At 38.6% G+C, this 17975-nt stretch carries 18 protein-coding genes; 7 read left to right on the top strand and 11 right to left on the bottom strand.

The genetic code is table 11. The annotated features are described in order from the left end of the window. Positions 1-23 precede the first annotated feature (23 nt). The 3 genes from GY23_RS07960 (at position 24) to GY23_RS07950 (ending at position 3213) form a co-directional block, all read left to right on the top strand. A complete protein-coding gene (locus GY23_RS07960) occupies positions 24-2141 on the top strand; it encodes a type IA DNA topoisomerase (protein ID WP_075618952.1) in 2118 nt (705 codons plus the stop codon). A gap of 12 nt (positions 2142-2153) precedes the next feature. Continuing rightward, complete coding sequence (locus GY23_RS07955) at positions 2154-2573, top strand: protein-tyrosine phosphatase family protein (protein WP_075618682.1); 420 nt, start codon at positions 2154-2156, stop codon at positions 2571-2573. 214 nt (positions 2574-2787) lie between these two features. Further along, positions 2788-3213: a hypothetical protein gene (locus tag GY23_RS07950; RefSeq protein ID WP_075618681.1), complete on the top strand. Its 426-nt coding sequence runs from the start codon at positions 2788-2790 to the stop codon at positions 3211-3213. A 504-nt stretch (positions 3214-3717) separates the two neighbouring features. On the opposite strand, the gene GY23_RS07945 is transcribed toward GY23_RS07950, so the two are convergent. Beyond that, a complete protein-coding gene (locus GY23_RS07945; RefSeq protein ID WP_245827628.1) occupies positions 3718-4524 on the bottom strand; it encodes a cation diffusion facilitator family transporter in 807 nt (268 codons plus the stop codon). 619 nt (positions 4525-5143) lie between these two features. On the opposite strand from GY23_RS07945, the gene GY23_RS07940 reads away from it, so the two are divergent. Together GY23_RS07940 and GY23_RS07935 are read left to right on the top strand one after the other, a co-directional pair. Beyond that, positions 5144-5662, top strand: a complete 519-nt coding sequence (locus tag GY23_RS07940) for an alpha/beta fold hydrolase (protein ID WP_075618679.1) — start codon at positions 5144-5146, stop codon at positions 5660-5662. 331 nt (positions 5663-5993) lie between these two features. Then, a complete protein-coding gene (locus GY23_RS07935) occupies positions 5994-7274 on the top strand; it encodes a M48 family metallopeptidase (RefSeq protein ID WP_075618678.1) in 1281 nt (426 codons plus the stop codon). Between the two features lie 145 nt (positions 7275-7419). Here GY23_RS07935 and GY23_RS07930 read toward each other — a convergent pair whose 3' ends face one another. Continuing rightward, positions 7420-7857, bottom strand: a complete 438-nt coding sequence (locus GY23_RS07930; protein WP_075618677.1) for a transporter — start codon at positions 7855-7857, stop codon at positions 7420-7422. Positions 7858-7988: 131 nt separating this feature from the next. Further along, positions 7989-8636 (bottom strand): PAQR family membrane homeostasis protein TrhA, encoded by a 648-nt coding sequence (gene trhA, locus GY23_RS07925; RefSeq protein ID WP_075618676.1) that lies wholly within the window; start codon positions 8634-8636, stop codon positions 7989-7991. A gap of 143 nt (positions 8637-8779) precedes the next feature. Between trhA and GY23_RS07920 the strand changes: the two genes are divergently transcribed. Both GY23_RS07920 and recQ read left to right on the top strand, forming a co-directional pair. Then, entirely contained in the window at positions 8780-9397 is a 618-nt protein-coding gene (locus tag GY23_RS07920; protein WP_075618675.1) for a DUF1836 domain-containing protein, read from the top strand. Between the two features lie 46 nt (positions 9398-9443). Further along, positions 9444-11198 carry a DNA helicase RecQ gene (recQ, locus tag GY23_RS07915; RefSeq protein WP_075618674.1) on the top strand — a complete coding sequence of 585 codons (1755 nt, stop codon included), beginning with the start codon at positions 9444-9446 and terminating at the stop codon, positions 11196-11198. Positions 11199-11311: 113 nt separating this feature from the next. Here the strand turns inward: recQ and GY23_RS07910 are convergent, their stop codons facing one another. The 8 genes from GY23_RS07910 to GY23_RS07875 all read right to left on the bottom strand — a co-directional run bounded on the left by GY23_RS07910 (position 11312) and on the right by GY23_RS07875 (position 17791). Further along, on the bottom strand, positions 11312-11914 hold the full coding sequence (locus GY23_RS07910) for an alpha/beta hydrolase (RefSeq protein ID WP_075618673.1): 603 nt from the start codon (positions 11912-11914) through the stop codon (positions 11312-11314). A 35-nt stretch (positions 11915-11949) separates the two neighbouring features. Then, positions 11950-12558: a flavin reductase family protein gene (locus GY23_RS07905; RefSeq protein ID WP_075618672.1), complete on the bottom strand. Its 609-nt coding sequence runs from the start codon at positions 12556-12558 to the stop codon at positions 11950-11952. Between the two features lie 84 nt (positions 12559-12642). Next, complete coding sequence (locus GY23_RS07900; RefSeq protein ID WP_075618951.1) at positions 12643-13581, bottom strand: ring-cleaving dioxygenase; 939 nt, start codon at positions 13579-13581, stop codon at positions 12643-12645. A 53-nt stretch (positions 13582-13634) separates the two neighbouring features. Then, entirely contained in the window at positions 13635-14054 is a 420-nt protein-coding gene (locus tag GY23_RS07895; RefSeq protein WP_075618671.1) for a MarR family winged helix-turn-helix transcriptional regulator, read from the bottom strand. 206 nt (positions 14055-14260) lie between these two features. Continuing rightward, on the bottom strand, positions 14261-14830 hold the full coding sequence (locus GY23_RS07890; RefSeq protein ID WP_075618670.1) for an NADPH-dependent FMN reductase: 570 nt from the start codon (positions 14828-14830) through the stop codon (positions 14261-14263). A gap of 390 nt (positions 14831-15220) precedes the next feature. Next, positions 15221-16165, bottom strand: a complete 945-nt coding sequence (locus GY23_RS07885) for a metal ABC transporter substrate-binding protein (protein ID WP_075618669.1) — start codon at positions 16163-16165, stop codon at positions 15221-15223. 22 nt (positions 16166-16187) lie between these two features. Further along, positions 16188-17048 carry a metal ABC transporter permease gene (locus GY23_RS07880; RefSeq protein WP_075618950.1) on the bottom strand — a complete coding sequence of 287 codons (861 nt, stop codon included), beginning with the start codon at positions 17046-17048 and terminating at the stop codon, positions 16188-16190. Next, positions 17048-17791 carry a metal ABC transporter ATP-binding protein gene (locus GY23_RS07875; RefSeq protein WP_075618668.1) on the bottom strand — a complete coding sequence of 248 codons (744 nt, stop codon included), beginning with the start codon at positions 17789-17791 and terminating at the stop codon, positions 17048-17050. The genes GY23_RS07880 and GY23_RS07875 overlap by 1 nt, the downstream gene beginning before the upstream one ends. Positions 17792-17975 lie beyond the last annotated feature (184 nt).

Here is a 17975-nt window from a genome sequence, read left to right as displayed (position 1 = left end):
GGAATGAGAAGGGTGGAATTATGATGAAACCGGTGATTGTCGCAGAAAAGCCGAGTCAGGCCAAAGCGTATGCAGATGCTTTTAAGGTGAAGAAGCAGGAAGGCTTTTTTGATGTGCAACCGTGCGAAATTTTTCCACTAGGTGCATTTATTACATGGGGAATCGGACATTTAGTTGAATTACGTGATCCGAAATCCCACGATGCTAAATGGGCAAAATGGTCACTCCAAACGCTGCCGATTTTGCCTGCACAATTTCAGTATCAGATTGCCAAAGGGAAAGCGAAACAGTTCGCGGTCATTAAGAAATTAATACATGAAACCGATACCGTCATAAATGCGTGTGATGTTGATCGAGAAGGATCAAATATATTCTATAGTATTTTTGATTACACACATGCTAAAAATAAAACGATAAAACGTTTATGGATTAACTCGCTGGAAATCGATGAAGTGCGTAAAGGCTTTCTTCAGTTACAAGACAATCGCAAAGATTTGTTGATGTATAAAGAGGCCAAAGCACGTCAAATCAGTGACTGGCTCGTTGGCATGAATGGCTCACGGCTATACACGATGTTAATTCAACAAAAAGGGATTAGAGAAGTTTTTTCCATTGGGAGAGTGCAGTCGCCAACTGTTTATTTAATTTACCAACGGAAGCTTGAAATTGAGCGGTTTGTTCCAGAACCTTTCTTTGAGCTGGAAGGAAATTTCTCGGCACAACATGGTTCGTATAAAGGCAAGGCGAAAGGAAAGTTGAAGCTTCGCCAAGAGGCTGAAGAAATCTTACGAAATCATCAAATCGCTGGAACGCTTCCGGGAACGATTAACCAGTTAAAAACGGAAGATAAAAAAATTCCATCTCCCAAACTGCATGCATTGTCCACTATTCAAGCAACTGCAAATAGAAGGTGGAAATATAGCCCGGCAAAAGTACTGGAAACGATGCAAAAACTGTATGAAAAGAAACTGGTTTCATACCCGAGAACAGATACGCAATTCATCACACCCAATGAATTTGCCTATCTTGAAAATCAAGTTGAATCGTATCAACAGTTAATCCAGGAACCATTCGAAGTCGCTTCAAGAAGACCGAGTAAACGGTACGTCGACAGTTCCAAGGTACAGGAACATTATGCGATCATTCCGACAAAAAAAATACCGACTGCAAGAGTACTTAACGGTTTATCTCCTGAAGAACGCAATTTGTATGAAGAAGTATTACGGACCACACTAGCCATGTTCCACTCGGATTACCTATATCAAGAAACGACTGTAAAGACGGATGTAAATGGACTTGCCTTTTTCTCTAGTGGTAAAACGGAAATTGATAAAGGATGGAAGGGTTTATTTTTAACTGATAAAGACCCAAAAGCTTCAAAAGAGCCAGCATTACCAAAACTTTCATTACACGAACAAGTGAAAAGCAAAGTCTCCATCAAAGAAGGAGAAACATCACCGCCTAAACCGTATACGGAAGGACAACTCATTGCCATGATGAAAACCTGTGGGAAATTTGTGGAAGATGCAGTTGAAACTGAAATTTTGAAAGAGGTCGAAGGATTAGGAACAGAAGCCACAAGAAGTGGAATTATTGAAACGATCAAACGGCATGGATATATTGAAGTAAAGAGAAATATTGTGTCAGTCACAGAAAAAGGATGCGTGCTTTGCGAAGCAATTGAAGGGAATTTACTTGCAAGCCCAGCAATGACAGCCAAATGGGAAGCTTATTTGAAGAAGATTGGGACAGGTACGGGTTCATCGGAACTCTTCTTAGGTAGTATCGCAAAATTTTTAAATCAACTGATTCAAGAAGTTCCAACCCACATTCAAACAAAGACATTTCATATGACAACTGAAAAGGTCATTACTAAAAAAGAGGTTGTGCCATGTCCGACATGTCATAAAGGAACGATTATGACACGTAAAAACTTTTACGGTTGTTCTGCTTATAAAGAAGGGTGTAAGCAAACATTTCCGGCGGTATTTTTAAAAAAGCGCCTTTCTGCGAAACATATTGAAGATTTATGTACAAAAGGAAAAACAGAATTGATTAATGGATTTACTTCAAAAGCGGGGAAACGTTTTAATGCGAAATTGCTATTTGAAAATGCGCAACTGAAATTAGATTTTTTGTAGGAGGAACAAGCATTGATTGAAAAGTATCAAGCATTAGTAGATGATCGAATTTTTTTCGATGGAGTTGATGATGTTCCTAGAGCCATCGATAAAGAAAAAATGGATGTCGTTTATGATTTGCGAGCGGAAGTGGCAGAACCTTCAAGTGAGATCAGCAAACATCAACCAATCGTCAATGATGCAGCATTCCAAGATGACTCTATACGAATTGGAGTGAAGAAAATTGTTGAGGATTATCAAAGTGGTAAAAGAATATTTTTCCATTGTAATAGCGGTCGGGGCAGAGCTGGCACCATGGCGGTCGCTGTGTTAATGGAACTGCGTCTTGTCGATTCATTTGAGAATGCTGAAGTAATGGTAAAATCAATTCGCCCTGAAGTGGATGTAAAACCGCAACAAAAAGAAGCATTGAAACGAATTTTTAGGGCATAATAAAAATATTATTAGTAAGGATAATGTCTGTGCTGTAGATGGTTTTATTAATTGAATATTTAGAAAGAAAACATCATTACATTGGAAAAGGAAAGACCGTTAGTTCGCGATGATACAGGATTCCTTCCATAAAAATGTCAATTCCAGCTTTACGTGAAATTTCATTAGATAAAGTGTATACTTATTATAAGAGAACTTTTAGAAGAGGTGTACTATGGATACTAATAAAACTCCAAGTGAAGTAAATAAAGACTTTTTGACAAATGAATTAGGGTTAATTCAACATTTAAATACAACAATCTTCAAGAAAAGAGACTTTTTTGTATTATCTCCGTCCGTTCAAAATAAGTCAAATGTTTTTGATTTAAGAGAAGTTAGTTTAAACAAATATAACCGTGTTGCACAAAATGGATATTTGCTTATTCGTTACAAAGAACGTTTCTTAATCGCCAAACTTGCGAACTTTAGAAAGAAAATGATGCGCGAAGAGTTAAAAGTAATGAATTCTGCAAAGACTTCTCACTGGAAGTTTATCGTCAAGGAAGAACCAACTTTACACGTGGTCTGCCAGACGAACACAGAAGAAACGTTCCCACTACAAGAACCATCAAGCAATCAATTAATTAAATTCTTTCAATAAGTCTTGATAGATTGTTGAATAAATAATAAATAATAAATAGTAAATAAAAGACCAAATCGACAACCGATTTGGTCTTTTATTTACATATACGCATGTAAAATTGTGAACTACTCCCACGAAATCCAGTGTTCAAAGATTTTCCTGCCCCACCAACATATTCCGATTTATACAAATAACCAACAACGAGCCTTCCCTGGAATTATCGAGGGAAGGCTCGCTTGTTTAGAATCAAGGGACTTTTTCAGTGTCCATCTCTTAATTCGATAGAGTCTTTCAAATTCCTGGCAAAAAAAGATGAACAGGTTTGGTAACATCGACACCACAATGGGAGCACAGAGCGGAGTACGTAGTCACATGAGGCCCCTCCCTATTCTTAGATCATGTTGCAGCATTTTGGCATCCATAACGACCTTAGAGTCTGGATGTGTCAGAGATTATTATCGGTTTTCACTCACAAACAAGGAACTGATGCAATTTGCATGGTTTTTCTTGATATTGGAGCTCTTAGTTCACATCCACATAAATGTGTTCTAACGGAATGTTTGTTGCAAGTGAGACTTTTTCTTTAATCATCACATGGATTCCTCTGGTAGTTTCTATGGGAGCATGCACGCGGATCATGGTGTATACTTCATCTTCATTTACACACCAAATTTTCACGTCTTCCACTGTTAAAATGGGTGTGATACTTTTAATCGTTTTTCGAATGGCATCAACTGAATAGCCGTTTGGTGTGCCTTCCATCAGGATATTGAAGGCTTCTTTTGTAATCGCAATCCCACCTCGAATGATAATAAATGAAGTCACGATGCTCCCAATTGGATCTAACCAAATGAAGTCGAAGAACAATATAGCAAGAGCGACTATCACAGCACTTAAACTGGTGATCATGTCAGCAAAAACATGCAACATGGCACTTCTCATATTAATATTGTGATTGCCTTTCGATAAAATGTATCCGACGAGTGCATTAATGAGTAATCCAATAATCCCGACAACCAACATTTGTTTTTCCATGATTTCCACTGGATTGACCATGCGGCTAAATGCTTCATAAATGATGTAAAGAGGGATGATGACAAGTGTTAAACCATTAATAAATGCAGCAATTGGTTCAAAACGCTTAAATCCAAAAGTCCGGTTGCTTGTAGCAACTTTAGAAGCCACGATTGTGGCAATAAGTGAAAGTGTTAGAGAAATCGCGTCTGAGCTCATATGCACACCATCGCCGATAATCATTAATGATCCTGATATAAAGCCATAGACAATTTCAATAATAGCGAAAAAAACAGTTAAGGAAGCTGCCCAAATAAATAAAGTCTTATTTTTGTGTGTGGTTGTATGTTCATCTTTATGAGAACTAATTTATATCAACTCCTTAATTAGAATTATTATAATGTAAATATACGCTGTTGCTTTAATTATGTCAAACATAATTGATAATTTATATTTCTAAATGAGAATGATTATTAAAGTCAATGTATATTTTAAGCGTTTTCTAGAAATGTAAATGAGAATGATTATTATTAGTGGCTACTGAGCTTAGATCCTGGAATTATTAAGCTAATCAATAGTAAGTAGTATAAAATCTAACTACCCTGCAGATAAGGCATTTAAGCAAGTTGTTGAAAGTCATAAAATTCAAGTCTTCGTGCCATTCCTTTCAGAAAAAAACTATAAAGTCGGAAATAGGAAGGACAAACACGGTACAACTTTAGGAAAGCACCAAGAGAAGTGTGATGTCACGCTTCTTGGTGCTTTCATTTTTTTCTCTACAGTTCCAACGCGGTGATGTCCCCGGTTCTAAATAATAATTAATCAATTAGATAAAAAACAATCTTCAAGGTAAGTCTGCAAATCGCTATGCCTTGCTTAGTTTGTTCAAAATATGGGTATGGTAGAAAACCACTAATAAACGGGAGTTGTTACAATGAATTACCGACAAGTTGACTTAGCCAATTTTACTTTATCGTATCAGGATATTGGAAAAGGTGATGCGATTGTATTACTACATGGTTTTTGTGGAAGTCATGCCTATTGGGACCGAATAATCCCGCTGTTGTCTGAAGAGAATCGAGTCATTATCCCCGACCTACCAGGAAGTGGTTGTTCAGCTTTCTCAAAGGGAAACTATGAAGTAGAATACATGGCAGATATCTTAAATGAACTATTAAGCTATTTAGAAATTGAAAAAATAACACTATGTGGTCATTCTCTTGCAGGATATATCACTTTAGCATTTGCAGAAAAATACGAAGAACGACTTCGAGGATTTTCATTAATTCATTCGACTGCAGAGCCTGAAATAGAAGGGTTGAAAGTTGAATTAGATGCATCGATTGAATTAGTGGGCACTTTTGATGGTAATAAGATGATTGATCAATTGATCCCTGAAATTATCGCTACGGAAAACTTAGAGACCTATCATGTAGATGTTGAAGAAGCTTAAGAAGAAGGTGCTATTAGGTAATAAGATCTTTCGAATTTTAAAAATCCAGTTTGCACAATATTTTTAGGAGCTATGGAAAGTATGGTACCTTACCTTACTTAATAAAGGAAAAGTGGGAGCGATGTGATTTCGTCACATGCTCCCACTTTGTTTTTCAGGAAATCCTACGGTGCTCGTGTTATTTCCGCCGAAACCTAGAACTCTGCGTGCAAATTATTCTTTGTTGAATAAGGCTTAGGCGGAAAATCCAATATATGTGTATTGACGTTTGCTTGATTATCCGTTAAGTTCAGGTGTATATGTAAAATTCATACAAAAGGGGAAAACAAGAATGAGAACGTCAAATGTAACATCAGACAGAGAAACGATTTATTTCGTAATAAGTATTCTTTTTAGTATTTTCATATATATCATTGCAGCCATTTCAATTATCGGAATCGGCATAGCTTTAGGGCTTCTAGCGATTATGCTTTATGCAAATTTAATCATGCTAGGATCCATTAGAGGAAATGGTATTCGTATTAATCAGAATCAGTTTTCGGATGTATATGAACGAGTGGAGACACTATCCAACGCGATGGGTTTAAAACGAGTACCTGAAGTATTTATCGTACAATCCGAGGGTGCATTAAATGCGTTTGCAACACGTTTTTTCGGGCGCGACATGGTCGTGATTTATTCGGAGGTTTTTGAACTAGCTAGACAAGGGGGCGCTACTGAATTAGATTTCATCCTTGCACATGAACTGTCCCACATTAAACGTCGACATGTTTGGAAGAATATTCTCCTGGTTCCTGCAATGTTTATTCCTTTTCTCTCACAAGCCTATAGCCGATCATGTGAATATACGTGCGACCGCGAAGCTGCTTACTATACTCAAAATGGAATTGCTGCAAAGCGCGCATTAACTGTTTTAGGTGCAGGCAAGGATTTGTACCTGGAAGTGAATGAAACAGCTTATTTGGAGCAAATAAAGAGTGAGTCAAATGTTGCCGTTTGGTTAAGTGAAGTATTATCGGGCCATCCACGCCTACCGAAACGGATTCAAGCGATTGGTCATTTTATGGGGGTTGAGGGCACTCCTTCTTACGTACCAAATCACGGGAAGATAGCTCTTGGTGCTGGACTATTATTTGGTGGAATGTTCGGAGCCTATATGGTTATCCTCCTATTATTCACTGCAGGTGGGTGGGTGTATGCAAATATTATTCCTAGCGACTTTACGGAGGATACATATGAAACAACTATAGAAGGCGAAACGCCACTAATGACAGCGGCATACAATAACGATCTAAATGAGGTTAATGCATTAATTGAACAAGGCGAGGATTTAGAAGCTAGAGATGCAGAGGGATCTACTGCATTAGCTTATGCTGTATTTTCTGGGGATAATGAAACCGCACAAGTCCTGTTAGAAGCAGGGGCAGACCCGAATGCCCAAGATGATTATTCAAGTATACTTATAAATGCGCTATACAATGAAAACTATGAACTGGCATATATGCTTTATGAGTATGGAGCTGATCCTACCATGGAAGATGCAACAGGTGAATCTGCGTTTTCTTATCTTGGAGTCGATAATGAAATAGACTTTTTAAGGTTACTGCAATAATTCAGAAAAGAGGACGATCCTAAAGTCATTATCGATGACTTTTAGAACGTCCTCTTCTTTTTCATATGAAACAGATTTTCAATGAGTTTTTTCCGCCATCGGGGTCGAGCTTTTGTGGCGGTTTTAAACTGATCTCATAGATGGCTTAGAAACATTGGAAAGATGAAATTCTGTTTAAATCCGTGCCGTAATAACTCCATCTAAAACCGTTCCATCTCCAACCCGCGACGGATTCTCTACCGACGAAAGTCGGAAATAGCCAAAAACTACGGCCGTTTCTTAACCATACAAATGTGAATCTGAATAAGCATCCGCGAATTGCACCAGGATCTACTGCGAAAGCCCCAACGCCTCCTCTAGCTCCTGCCGATTGTTGAGGAGTAAACGATGGGGGTGGTCCTGACGGTGGACCTGAACTACCGGATGGTCTACCTTGCCCGCCCTGTCCTGGGGATCCAGGTGGTCGTCCTTGTCCGGGGAAATTTGGATTTCCAAAGCCTGGCCCTCCTTGTCCAGGAAAGTTTGGGTTTCCAAAGCCTGGCCTATCATCACCGGGTTGAAATGGAAATAACTGATTAACCAAAAATGAGTACCTCCTTCATTCTGTATTCGAGTTAGTATATGACTGGTTCATAGAATAGTTTGGGTGACAGTCATTACTCGAGGGTGAAATCGAAAAAGTTCAGAATAAAGAAGGAAATAAAAGGATTTAGGTTATAGGACGTAGAAATAAACACAGAAGAAATGTGAGAACGTGCCTAGTAAAATAAAGATGTGAAAAATCTCGTGAAAACCTAAATATTTTGATTGAAGGAATTTGGGTTTTGCCCCATAAATAATGCCCCCAATTGTATACATCATGCCTCCTATAATTAGTAGCCAAAGTCCAGGTGCATTTAGCACTTTTGATAATGGTGATGCAAGAAAAACGATAATCCAACCCATCCCGATGTAAAGCCCGGTGGAGAGCCAACGTGGACAATTGAACCACACCATTTTAAACAAGATTCCAGCAACGGCAAGTCCTGTTACCACGGAGAATAGAACAAACCCTTTAGTTCCATTAAGTGCAATCAAGCAAAATGGGGCATATGAGCCTGCGATTAGCAAAAAGATCATCGAGTGATCAAGTTTTCGCAAGTAAGCAATTACCTGGTCTTTTGCATGTACCATATGATATGTCGCTGAAGCGGAGTACAATAAAATCATACTAATCCCAAAAATGATGATCGCGACGATGTGTAAAACAGGTGAATTGTTCATTGAAGCTTTGAAAATCATGGCAATCAACGCAACAACCGATAAAACGGCACCTGCTAAATGAGACAATGAATTAAAAGGTTCACGAATATATCCTTGCATATTAAATACCCCCATATCTATAAGTAGTTATCTATACTATGTGTAATGATATAACTATATCATCATCTAGTCAATGTTTACGATACTCAATTTTTAAGATACAATTATCCTACTAATAGCTAATGAAAACTGAGGGGTTCTATATGAAGAACGCAAAAGAAATTATCAATAAACTATCACTAGAAACAAACATTTCACTTCAGGAAATGCCTGATATTGATTTATATATGGATCAAGTCATTCAACTATTCGATCATACTTATAAAGACAAGAAACGTAATGATGATGAGAAAGTCTTAACTAAAACCATGATTAATAACTATGCAAAAGGGAAGTTATTCATCCCCATTAAAAATAAAAAGTACTCAAAAAAACATCTCATGTTGATCAGCTTAATCTACCAATTAAAAGGAGCTCTATCGATTAATGATATTAAAGCTACTTTAGAAGGGATCAACAACAAGTTGACGAATGATAACATCGAACTTGAAAAATTCTACACTAGTTTTCTCGCCATTCAGCAGGGGAATGCAGTAGACTTTGAGCAGGAATTCCATAAGCGAGCAGCCGAGGTACAAAATGAAGTGAATAAAATGGAAGATGACGATTCTGAGCAATTAGAAAAAATCCTCCTCATCACGTCACTAGTCAACATTAGTAATTCGTACCGAAAAGCAGCCGAACTGTTAATCGATGAATTAAAAGAAGAACATGTTATGGAGCAAGGTATCCAACTAACTAAAAAAGGAAAATCCACATAAAAAGTGCTTAGCATTAAGAACCAGTACCAATGAAGGGGTGACATATGTGTTAGAACAAGCAAGTAAATACTTACAAAATTATTTCGGATACGAAACGTTTAGGACCGGTCAAGAACAAGTCATCAAACAAGTACTCAATGGAGAGAATTCGATTTGCGTTATGCCAACAGGTGGAGGGAAATCAATTTGTTATCAAATTCCTGCACTTGTTTTGGATGGGACAACCATTGTCGTTTCTCCGTTGATTTCATTAATGAAAGACCAAGTCGATACTTTGCTAGAAGCGGGTATTCATGCGGCATACATAAATAGTTCGTTGAGTCATGAAGAAGTACGAGAAGTCATGTACGATGTTGAACGGGGTGCCGTTAAACTTTTATATATCGCACCAGAGCGTTTAGATTCACAATCGTTTTTGAATGAGCTTCGCAATATTCCAGTGCCCCTGATTGCGGTGGATGAAGCCCATTGTATATCGCAATGGGGACATGATTTCCGTCCGAGCTATCGCTTAATAAGCCGATTGACAGAACTCTTTCCCAATACACCAACAGTGCTGGCACTAACAGCAACGGCAACGCCTCAAGTACGCGAGGATATATGCCGCATTCTCCATATAAATGAAGAACGTACGGTAATGACTGGATTTGAAAGATCGAACCTAACCTTCTCGGTTGTGCAAGGTCAAGATCGAGAAAAATTTGTAAAAGACTATGTCATGAAAAATGAAAATGAATCCGGAATCATTTATGCAGCTACTCGGAAAACAGTGAACCATATATACGAGCTGCTTCAAAAAAGAGGCATTAGTGTAGCGAAATATCATGGTGGGATGTTTGATGAAGACCGAAGCTATGAGCAAGAACGGTTTTTAAAAGACGAAGTTCAAGTGATGGTCGCGACGAATGCATTCGGAATGGGCATCGATAAATCCAATATCCGATACGTGATTCATTATCAACTGCCCAAAAATATGGAGAGCTATTACCAGGAAGCGGGTAGGGCTGGACGGGACGGCTTACCGAGTGCGTGTATTGTGCTCTATGCATCGCAAGACGTGCAAACCCAGCGATTTTTGATTGACCAGGCACAGGATCCAAGTCGAATTCCTGCTGAACTCATTAAACTTCAAGGAATGGTGGACTATTGTCATACTGAGAATTGCTTACAACAATTCATTATTCATTATTTTGGAGATACAGAGGCGGACGTGTGTGGCCAGTGCAGTAATTGTACGGATAATCGTGAAAGTCAGGACGTCACCCAAGATGTTCAAATGGTGCTGTCGTGTGTGATTCGAATGGGGCAGAAATTTGGCAAGATGCTGACGGCTCAAGTGCTGACGGGGTCTCGAAATAAAAAAGTGATCGAATTTGGATTTGAAAGACTTTCTACTTACGGCATTTTAAAGCACTACAGCGCGAAAGAAGTTGCAAATCTAATGGAATTCATGATTTCACAAGACTTGCTAGCAGTGGAACAAGGTTCGTTTCCAACGATTTACGTAACGGCTCGGAGCAAAGAAGTGTTAACAGGCAATCAAAAAGTGCTTCGTAAAGGAGCAATCGTCACACAACAAGTTACTGATAATGACCCGTTATTCGAAGAACTGCGTATTCTTAGAAAACAACTGGCTGATGAATCAAATGTTCCACCATTTGTCGTATTCTCAGACAAAACATTGAAAGATATGTGTGCAAAGCGTCCGAAAACGGATGACGAGTTCCTGGAAGTAAGCGGTGTGGGTGCGAATAAACTGGAGAAGTATGGGGAAGCCTTTTTGACAGTTATTAATCAATAAGTCAGCAATAGCACATAAAGCAAAAAAAGCCAAGCTCAGGGGGAGATTCCCCTCAGAGCTTGGTTTTTTCTAAAATGTACGGTTTTGTTGTATAAGGAATAGAAGGGGACGTTTTAAAGATTTTTATACCATTTCCCAGCAGCTTCTACTTCTTCAAAAGTCAACTGATGACCTCTGTTTTCCCAATGTAATTCTACACTGGCACCTGCTTGATCCAATAGGGATTTTAAGTCTTCGGATTCCTGTGCTGGACAAATTGGATCATTCGTACCTGCAGCGATAAATACGCGTTTACTAGATAAATCCGGTAAGTCAATTCCTCTTCTTGGGACCATTGGGTGGTGTAAAATGGCTCCTGCCAATGCTTCTTGATAATGGAACATTAAGCTCGCTGCTATATTAGCCCCATTCGAATAACCGATGGCAAGAATGTTGTTTCGGTCAAATTCATATTTAACCGCGGCTTCATCTAAAAATTCATTTAACTCTTTTGTACGGAAGATTAAATCTTCCATGTCAAAGATTCCTTCAGCTAAGCGACGGAAGAAACGGGGCATGCCGTTCTCCAGTACATTTCCTCGCACACTAAGCACATTCGATTCAGCATCGATTTTTTCTGCAAGTGGAAGCAAGTCGGTTTCAGTTCCACCTGTTCCATGTAGTAATAATAAAGTTGGTTTTAATGGGTTAGTTCCCTTTTGGAAAATATGTTTCATATAAATTTCTCCTCTCTAGTTCGCTTCAATAAGTCTTAGTCGGGTCTTTTAATAGAAAAGACCTCACCGATTTTCGCATAATTATTACCAGCCAGGCGACTGATTGCTCCTAAATTTTCAAGATTGATCTTCCCGTTTTCATAAATGGCTTCATCAATATGATATCGAACAATTTTACCGATAATAAGATCGACACCAGGTTGTTCGACTCCACCTAATTCAAGCGTATGTTCTAATGTACATTCAAAACGGACTTTGGCTTCTCGAATTCCAGGAACAGAAATTGCCTCACTATCGACGAGTGTCAAGTTTGCTTTTGTAATTTCACTTTCATCTGGAGGAAGAGAGGCAGCAGTTTCATTGATTTTATTCACATTTTGTTCATCCACAATGTGAACAACAAACTCTTTTGATTGTAAAATGTTTCTGGATGTATCTTTAGGTAACCCGTTTTTCCGTTGAATGGAGATAGAAATCATGGGAGGGTTTGATGAAACAATATTGAAATAACTAAATGGCGCTCCATTGATTGTCCCATCCGGTCCAACGCTCGTTACAAATGCAATGGGTCTAGGTACGACACTGCCAATTAACAGTTTGTAGTTTTCTCTTTCTGTACTATTACTCGGGTCAATGGAAAGCAAAGGAATTCCTCCTTAAAGTTAAGGCTCTATTAAATCATTTCGTCCACCGTCAGCATTGAGCTGAAGTGGTACTTTCAGCTCTTCTCAGTCTATGTTTCTCACTTCAATCGGTATCAAAGTATTTACAAGCTTTTCACGATAAATTTCATATTGCTCTGGCAACTTTAGGTTTTTCCCCATTGATTCAAGTGACTCATCATGTGCGAATCCTGGAGGATCCGTTGCGATTTCGAAAAGTATTTCACCTTGTTCTCTGAAATAGATGGCATTAAAGTAATTTCTATCTTGTACGGGAGTGACTCCATAACCATTACTTTCTACATATTGCTTCCAATCTAACTGGTCTTTGTCGTCTTCAGCACGCCACGCGATATGGTGAACCGTTCCAACGCCCATCTGTCCACGGCCACTTGGAGTTGTTTTTACATCTATGGTATTTCCGAGATCGCCATAAGATTTAAAACGTAATAACCCATTTTCTTCACCTATTTTTTCAAATCCCATGACTTCTTTAAGGAGTTGTGCGGTTTTAGCTGGTTGTGATGAGAATAATGTTGCACCACCGAAACCTTTAATGGCTACTTCTGGTGTCACATCACCAAATGTCCATGTATTTTGTTCGCCTTCTTGACGTTCCACGATTTCCAGTTGCAATCCATGGGTATCAGAGAAAGTTAAATAGGTCTCATCAAAGCGTTGTGTTTTATTGAATTCAATATTGAATTTCTCTAATCGTTTTTCCCAGAATGACAGGGCACCAGTTGGCACAACATAAGAAGTGACACCTACTTGTCCATCCCCGATTTTTCCTTGATGAGCATTGGCCCATGGGAAAAAGGTGATGATCGTACCCGGTTTACCACCCTCATTACCGAAATAGAGGTGATAGGTTCCTGGATCATCGAAATTAACCGTTTGCTTAACCATTCTTAGTCCTAAAACACCTGCATAAAAATCAACGTTCTCCTGTGGGTGACCAACAATAGCTGTTATATGGTGAATACCTGCAGTTTTCTTCAAGATACATTTACACCTCAATTTTTTATAGTGTTTAAGCCGACTCATTTTTAAAGGATTTATTTTTTTCCAACTCTTTTTAAAAGTTCAATAAAAGTTGTTTTTTCTGCTTCTGTTAAAACTGAAAAGATGTCTTCAATAAGGTTTTGATGCTTAGGGAAAATTTCATCCATGAATTCTTTCCCTTGTTCAGTTATTTGGATATAGACAACGCGACGGTCTTCTTTGCAGTCGCTTCTTTCCAATAAGCCTTTTGTTTCTAATTTATCGATGACATAGGTGATCGATCCAGTATTAATAAGTACTGCATCAGAAATTTGTCGAATGGTTTGCCTGCCTTTGTGATAAAGGGCTTCTAATACAGTGAAGTCAGAAGTACGCATACCATAGCTATCAATATCCAATTTAACTTGTTCTTGAACCGCTTTTGAAGATTTCATCAGGACAACAAATGATTTCAGAGATAAATTTTCACTCATCTGATCACCTCCAAATATAGATTTAATGATAACTTTATACTGAATTAATATATCTTGAATTAAGAGTATTATATTTTGTAGGGAATGTCAAACTTCTAGATGAAATTTAAGTTGAAGATTTTGAAGGGAAGAGGTCGACTTGAATTTAAAGTGCTGAATAAAAAATAGGCTTCCCCACAAGTGAGGATAGCCTATTTTTCTGAAATTTAGTTACGAACAGTTTTTAATGCGCCACTCCAAGAAAGAAGTTGGTTAAGCATTTCGTTTGCATTTCCTGCATGATAGTCAGCGGGTTTGAATACGCTCATGTTTTCAAAGTCTGTAATTAGTGAGAAGGTAACTGCTGTACGAACGTCAGCCACTTGTAATTCACCGAAAATCAAACGAAGATTTTCAATTACACGTGCTCCACCTAAACTACCATATCCTACGAATCCGGCAGCTTTGTTGTTTAGTTCTGGATTTAAGAAGTCAATTGCATTTTTAAGTGCTCCACTTACTGCGTGGTTGTATTCAGGTGCAACGAAAATGTATCCGTCGAATGAAGCCATTTTTTCTGACCAAGCTTTAATAGCTGCTTCTGCTGCTTGTTGTGTTTCAGCAGGAATTGCTGCACCCAAGAATGGAAGGTTGTAATCTGCTAGATCTACTAATTCATAGTCAGCATCGTTGCGTTTTGAAGCAAAATCGTACATCCAGTTTGATACTGCCTCTGCATTGCGTCCTTGACGAGTACTTCCGATAATAATACCTACTTTTAATTTTTCGTTTGTCATTGTGTGTTCCTCCTTAGTTGTTTTACCGAATAATTTTTCTAAAATACCCACTATATTTACCACCAATACTTTCTAATCTGACTAAGGAATCCGGCTCTTAGTGAAAGAGGGATCAATTCGATGCCCATAAACTCATTGAGTTCATTTATCTCGAATAAATATATCTTGAATTCAAACTAAATATACACCATAGAAGGGTTAAACGTCAATTGATATGCTTACGTTTTAAACTTCGGTTATCTTATCGTTCGAATAATGAATGGGGTAGAGTGGAGAGTAAAGAAGGGGAAGGAATTGCCATGTAATTAATATGGTTCACAATAATAAATAGTCGACATAACAAAGAGCCCTTAAATAACATGTTAAGGGCCCAGTAAAGGGGGGAGACCATTATTTTTCGGTTAATCCTCGAAAAATCGTATCAATATTCCATTCCATCATCTTGATATAGGTATCGCCATCCTCACCCGGTTTTCCGATGGAGTCAGTAAATACTTTCCCGAAAATTGGAACGCCTGTTTCACTTGAGACCATTTCCATACTTCGTGGGTCTATACTGGTTTCAACAAATAGCACAGGGTCCTTCTTCGACCGAATAAAATCTACAACATTACTTACTTGTTCTGGCGACCCCTGATTCTCTGAGTTAATCTCCCAGATGTATGCAGCCTCGAAACCATAGGCGGCAGAGAAATATTTGAAAGCACCTTCGCTTGTGATCAATAAACGTTGTTCTTGGGGGATTTCGCTATAACGCTCCACGGATTCCTGATGAAGACTCTCCAATTTTTTTATATAATCGGCAGCGTTTTTTTCATAAATAGCGGCATTATCAGGGTCAACTTGAATAAATCCATTTTTTGCATTTTCTGCATAAATGATACCATTTCGAATATCTAACCAGGCATGTGGATCTTCTTCTGACTCTTTTCCTTTAGTCGTCAAATACTTCGGTTCAACACCTTCACTTAAACGGTAAACTGGAGCATCTTTTCCGGATTTACCTGCTGTAAGCAGCAGTTTCTCAAACCACGCGTTTCCACCTTCTAAATTAAGCCCATTGTAGAAGACGATATCCGCATCCGTCGTCAATTGCACATCCAATGGCAGAGGATCATATTCATGCGGATTCGAACCAACTGGTGCCAATGTATGCACATCTACAAGCTCACCACCCACATTCTTGACGATGTCATAAATGATTGAATAGGTGGCAATGACTTGAATTTTGTCCGTATTGCCTTTATTTGTGCTTCCACCTTCATTCGTACAAGCTGCAAGTGCGATTCCGAAAATCCCAACTATCCCAATCAAAAGTTTTTTCCTGATTTTCATGTTACTCCTCCATATTAAATCCTTATCGAGCATAAGACTCTCTTTTTCTGAATTTTCTAATCCAACGCCAAATCAGACCTTGTTTGGGTGAAAAGATAAATGCCACAATAAAAAGTGCAGTGGCTGCCAGTACAATCGTAGCACCTGAAGCTAAATTGTAAGTGAAGCTTAGATACAAGCCAATTATGGATGAAAGCACGCCAATTCCTGCAGATAGGTAAAGCATTACCCAAAGACGATTTGTTAACAAATAGGCAGTCGAGGCTGGAGTGATCAGCATCGCCACAACCAAAATAATTCCGACAGTTTGTAGGGAAGCAACTGTCACCAATGTCAGAAGGGTCATTAAGAAATAATGGATAACCCTTGTAGGCAACCCATATGCCGCTGCCATCGTTGAATCAAACGAGCTGACGAGCAACTCTTTATAAAATACATAGATGCTTACTAAGACAAAGATCCCGATAAATAAAGTGGTCCACATTTCCGAAGGTCGAACGGCAAGTACGTTGCCGAATAAAATATGATACAAATCCGTGCTGCTTTTCATCAGTGTAATGAGGATAATCCCTGACGCAAAGGCTGCGGTGAACATGATTCCAATGGATACATCATTTTTTATTCGACTGTTCTGACTGATAAAACCGATGCCGAGAGCAGTGAGCACCCCAGTTAATACGGCACCGAAAAAGAAGTTAATCCCGAGCATATAGGAAATTGCCACGCCCGGTAATACAGCGTGTGAAATGGCATCCCCCATTAAAGCCATGCCTCTTAAAATAATAAAGCAGCCAATTACTCCGCAAATAATCCCAACCATAATGGAGGTAATCAGTGCTTTCTGCAGAAATCCATATTGCATAAGAGCATCAATAAAATTCATCATATCTTCACCTCAACAGCTGTCATAGAAGGGAAATGATTGCTGTAAGCCTTCCCTAACACTTCCGGGGTAAATACTTTTTCAACAGCTCCGTACTCTATAAGTTCCTTATTCAAAAGGATCAGTTCGTTAAAATAGTCAGAGGCTTTACTTAAATCATGATGAACGACCACTACCGTTTTTCCAATATCACGAAGTTCTTTTAATATCGTGATTATGGTTTCTTCACTTGTCACATCAACGCCAACAAAAGGTTCATCAAGAAAATACATATCGGGTTTTTGTGCCAATGCTCTGGCAAGAAATACGCGTTGTTGTTGTCCACCAGAGAGTTCCCCGATTTGACGATGTCGAAATTCTGCAATGCCCACTTTCTCTAAGCATTCAAGTGCCCAGGCCTTATCGGATTTCTTTGGACGTTTGAATATTCCTAAGTTTGGATAGGTGCCAAGGAGAACTGTATCAATCACAGTGATCGGGAAATCCCAGTCAATATTACTTCGTTGAGGCACATAGGCAACTTTCGTTCTCATTTCCTTAATCGATTTACCCAAAATCTGTACTTCGCCTTTGTCTATCGAAATTAGATTCAAGAGTGACTTTAATAGTGTCGATTTTCCGGCACCATTCGGTCCAATAATTCCGACCAAGTTGCCCTCATTGACTGTGAAACTGACGTTATTCAGCGCCTCACTTCCGTGGTACGATACAAATAGATCTTTTACTGAAATGGCTGTTTTCATATATACCCTCCAATGCAATAAAAAGAAAAAATATTGCATAATTATTTCGGACATCTTTCTCGTAAGACAAAATGTTTCCTTTGAACAAATATATGCAGAGTAAATTTAATTTGGAACAACTGAATATGATAAATTGAAAATTTTTTATGTTCAGTTCTATATGGAAACGTAAGCTAAAAGTGTT

This window comes from Paenisporosarcina indica (assembly GCF_001939075.1).
Classification (GTDB): Bacteria; Bacillota; Bacilli; order Bacillales_A; family Planococcaceae; genus Paenisporosarcina; species Paenisporosarcina indica.
The sequence above is the reverse complement of the archived record's forward strand: the minus strand, read 5'-3'. Positions and strand labels throughout refer to the sequence as shown.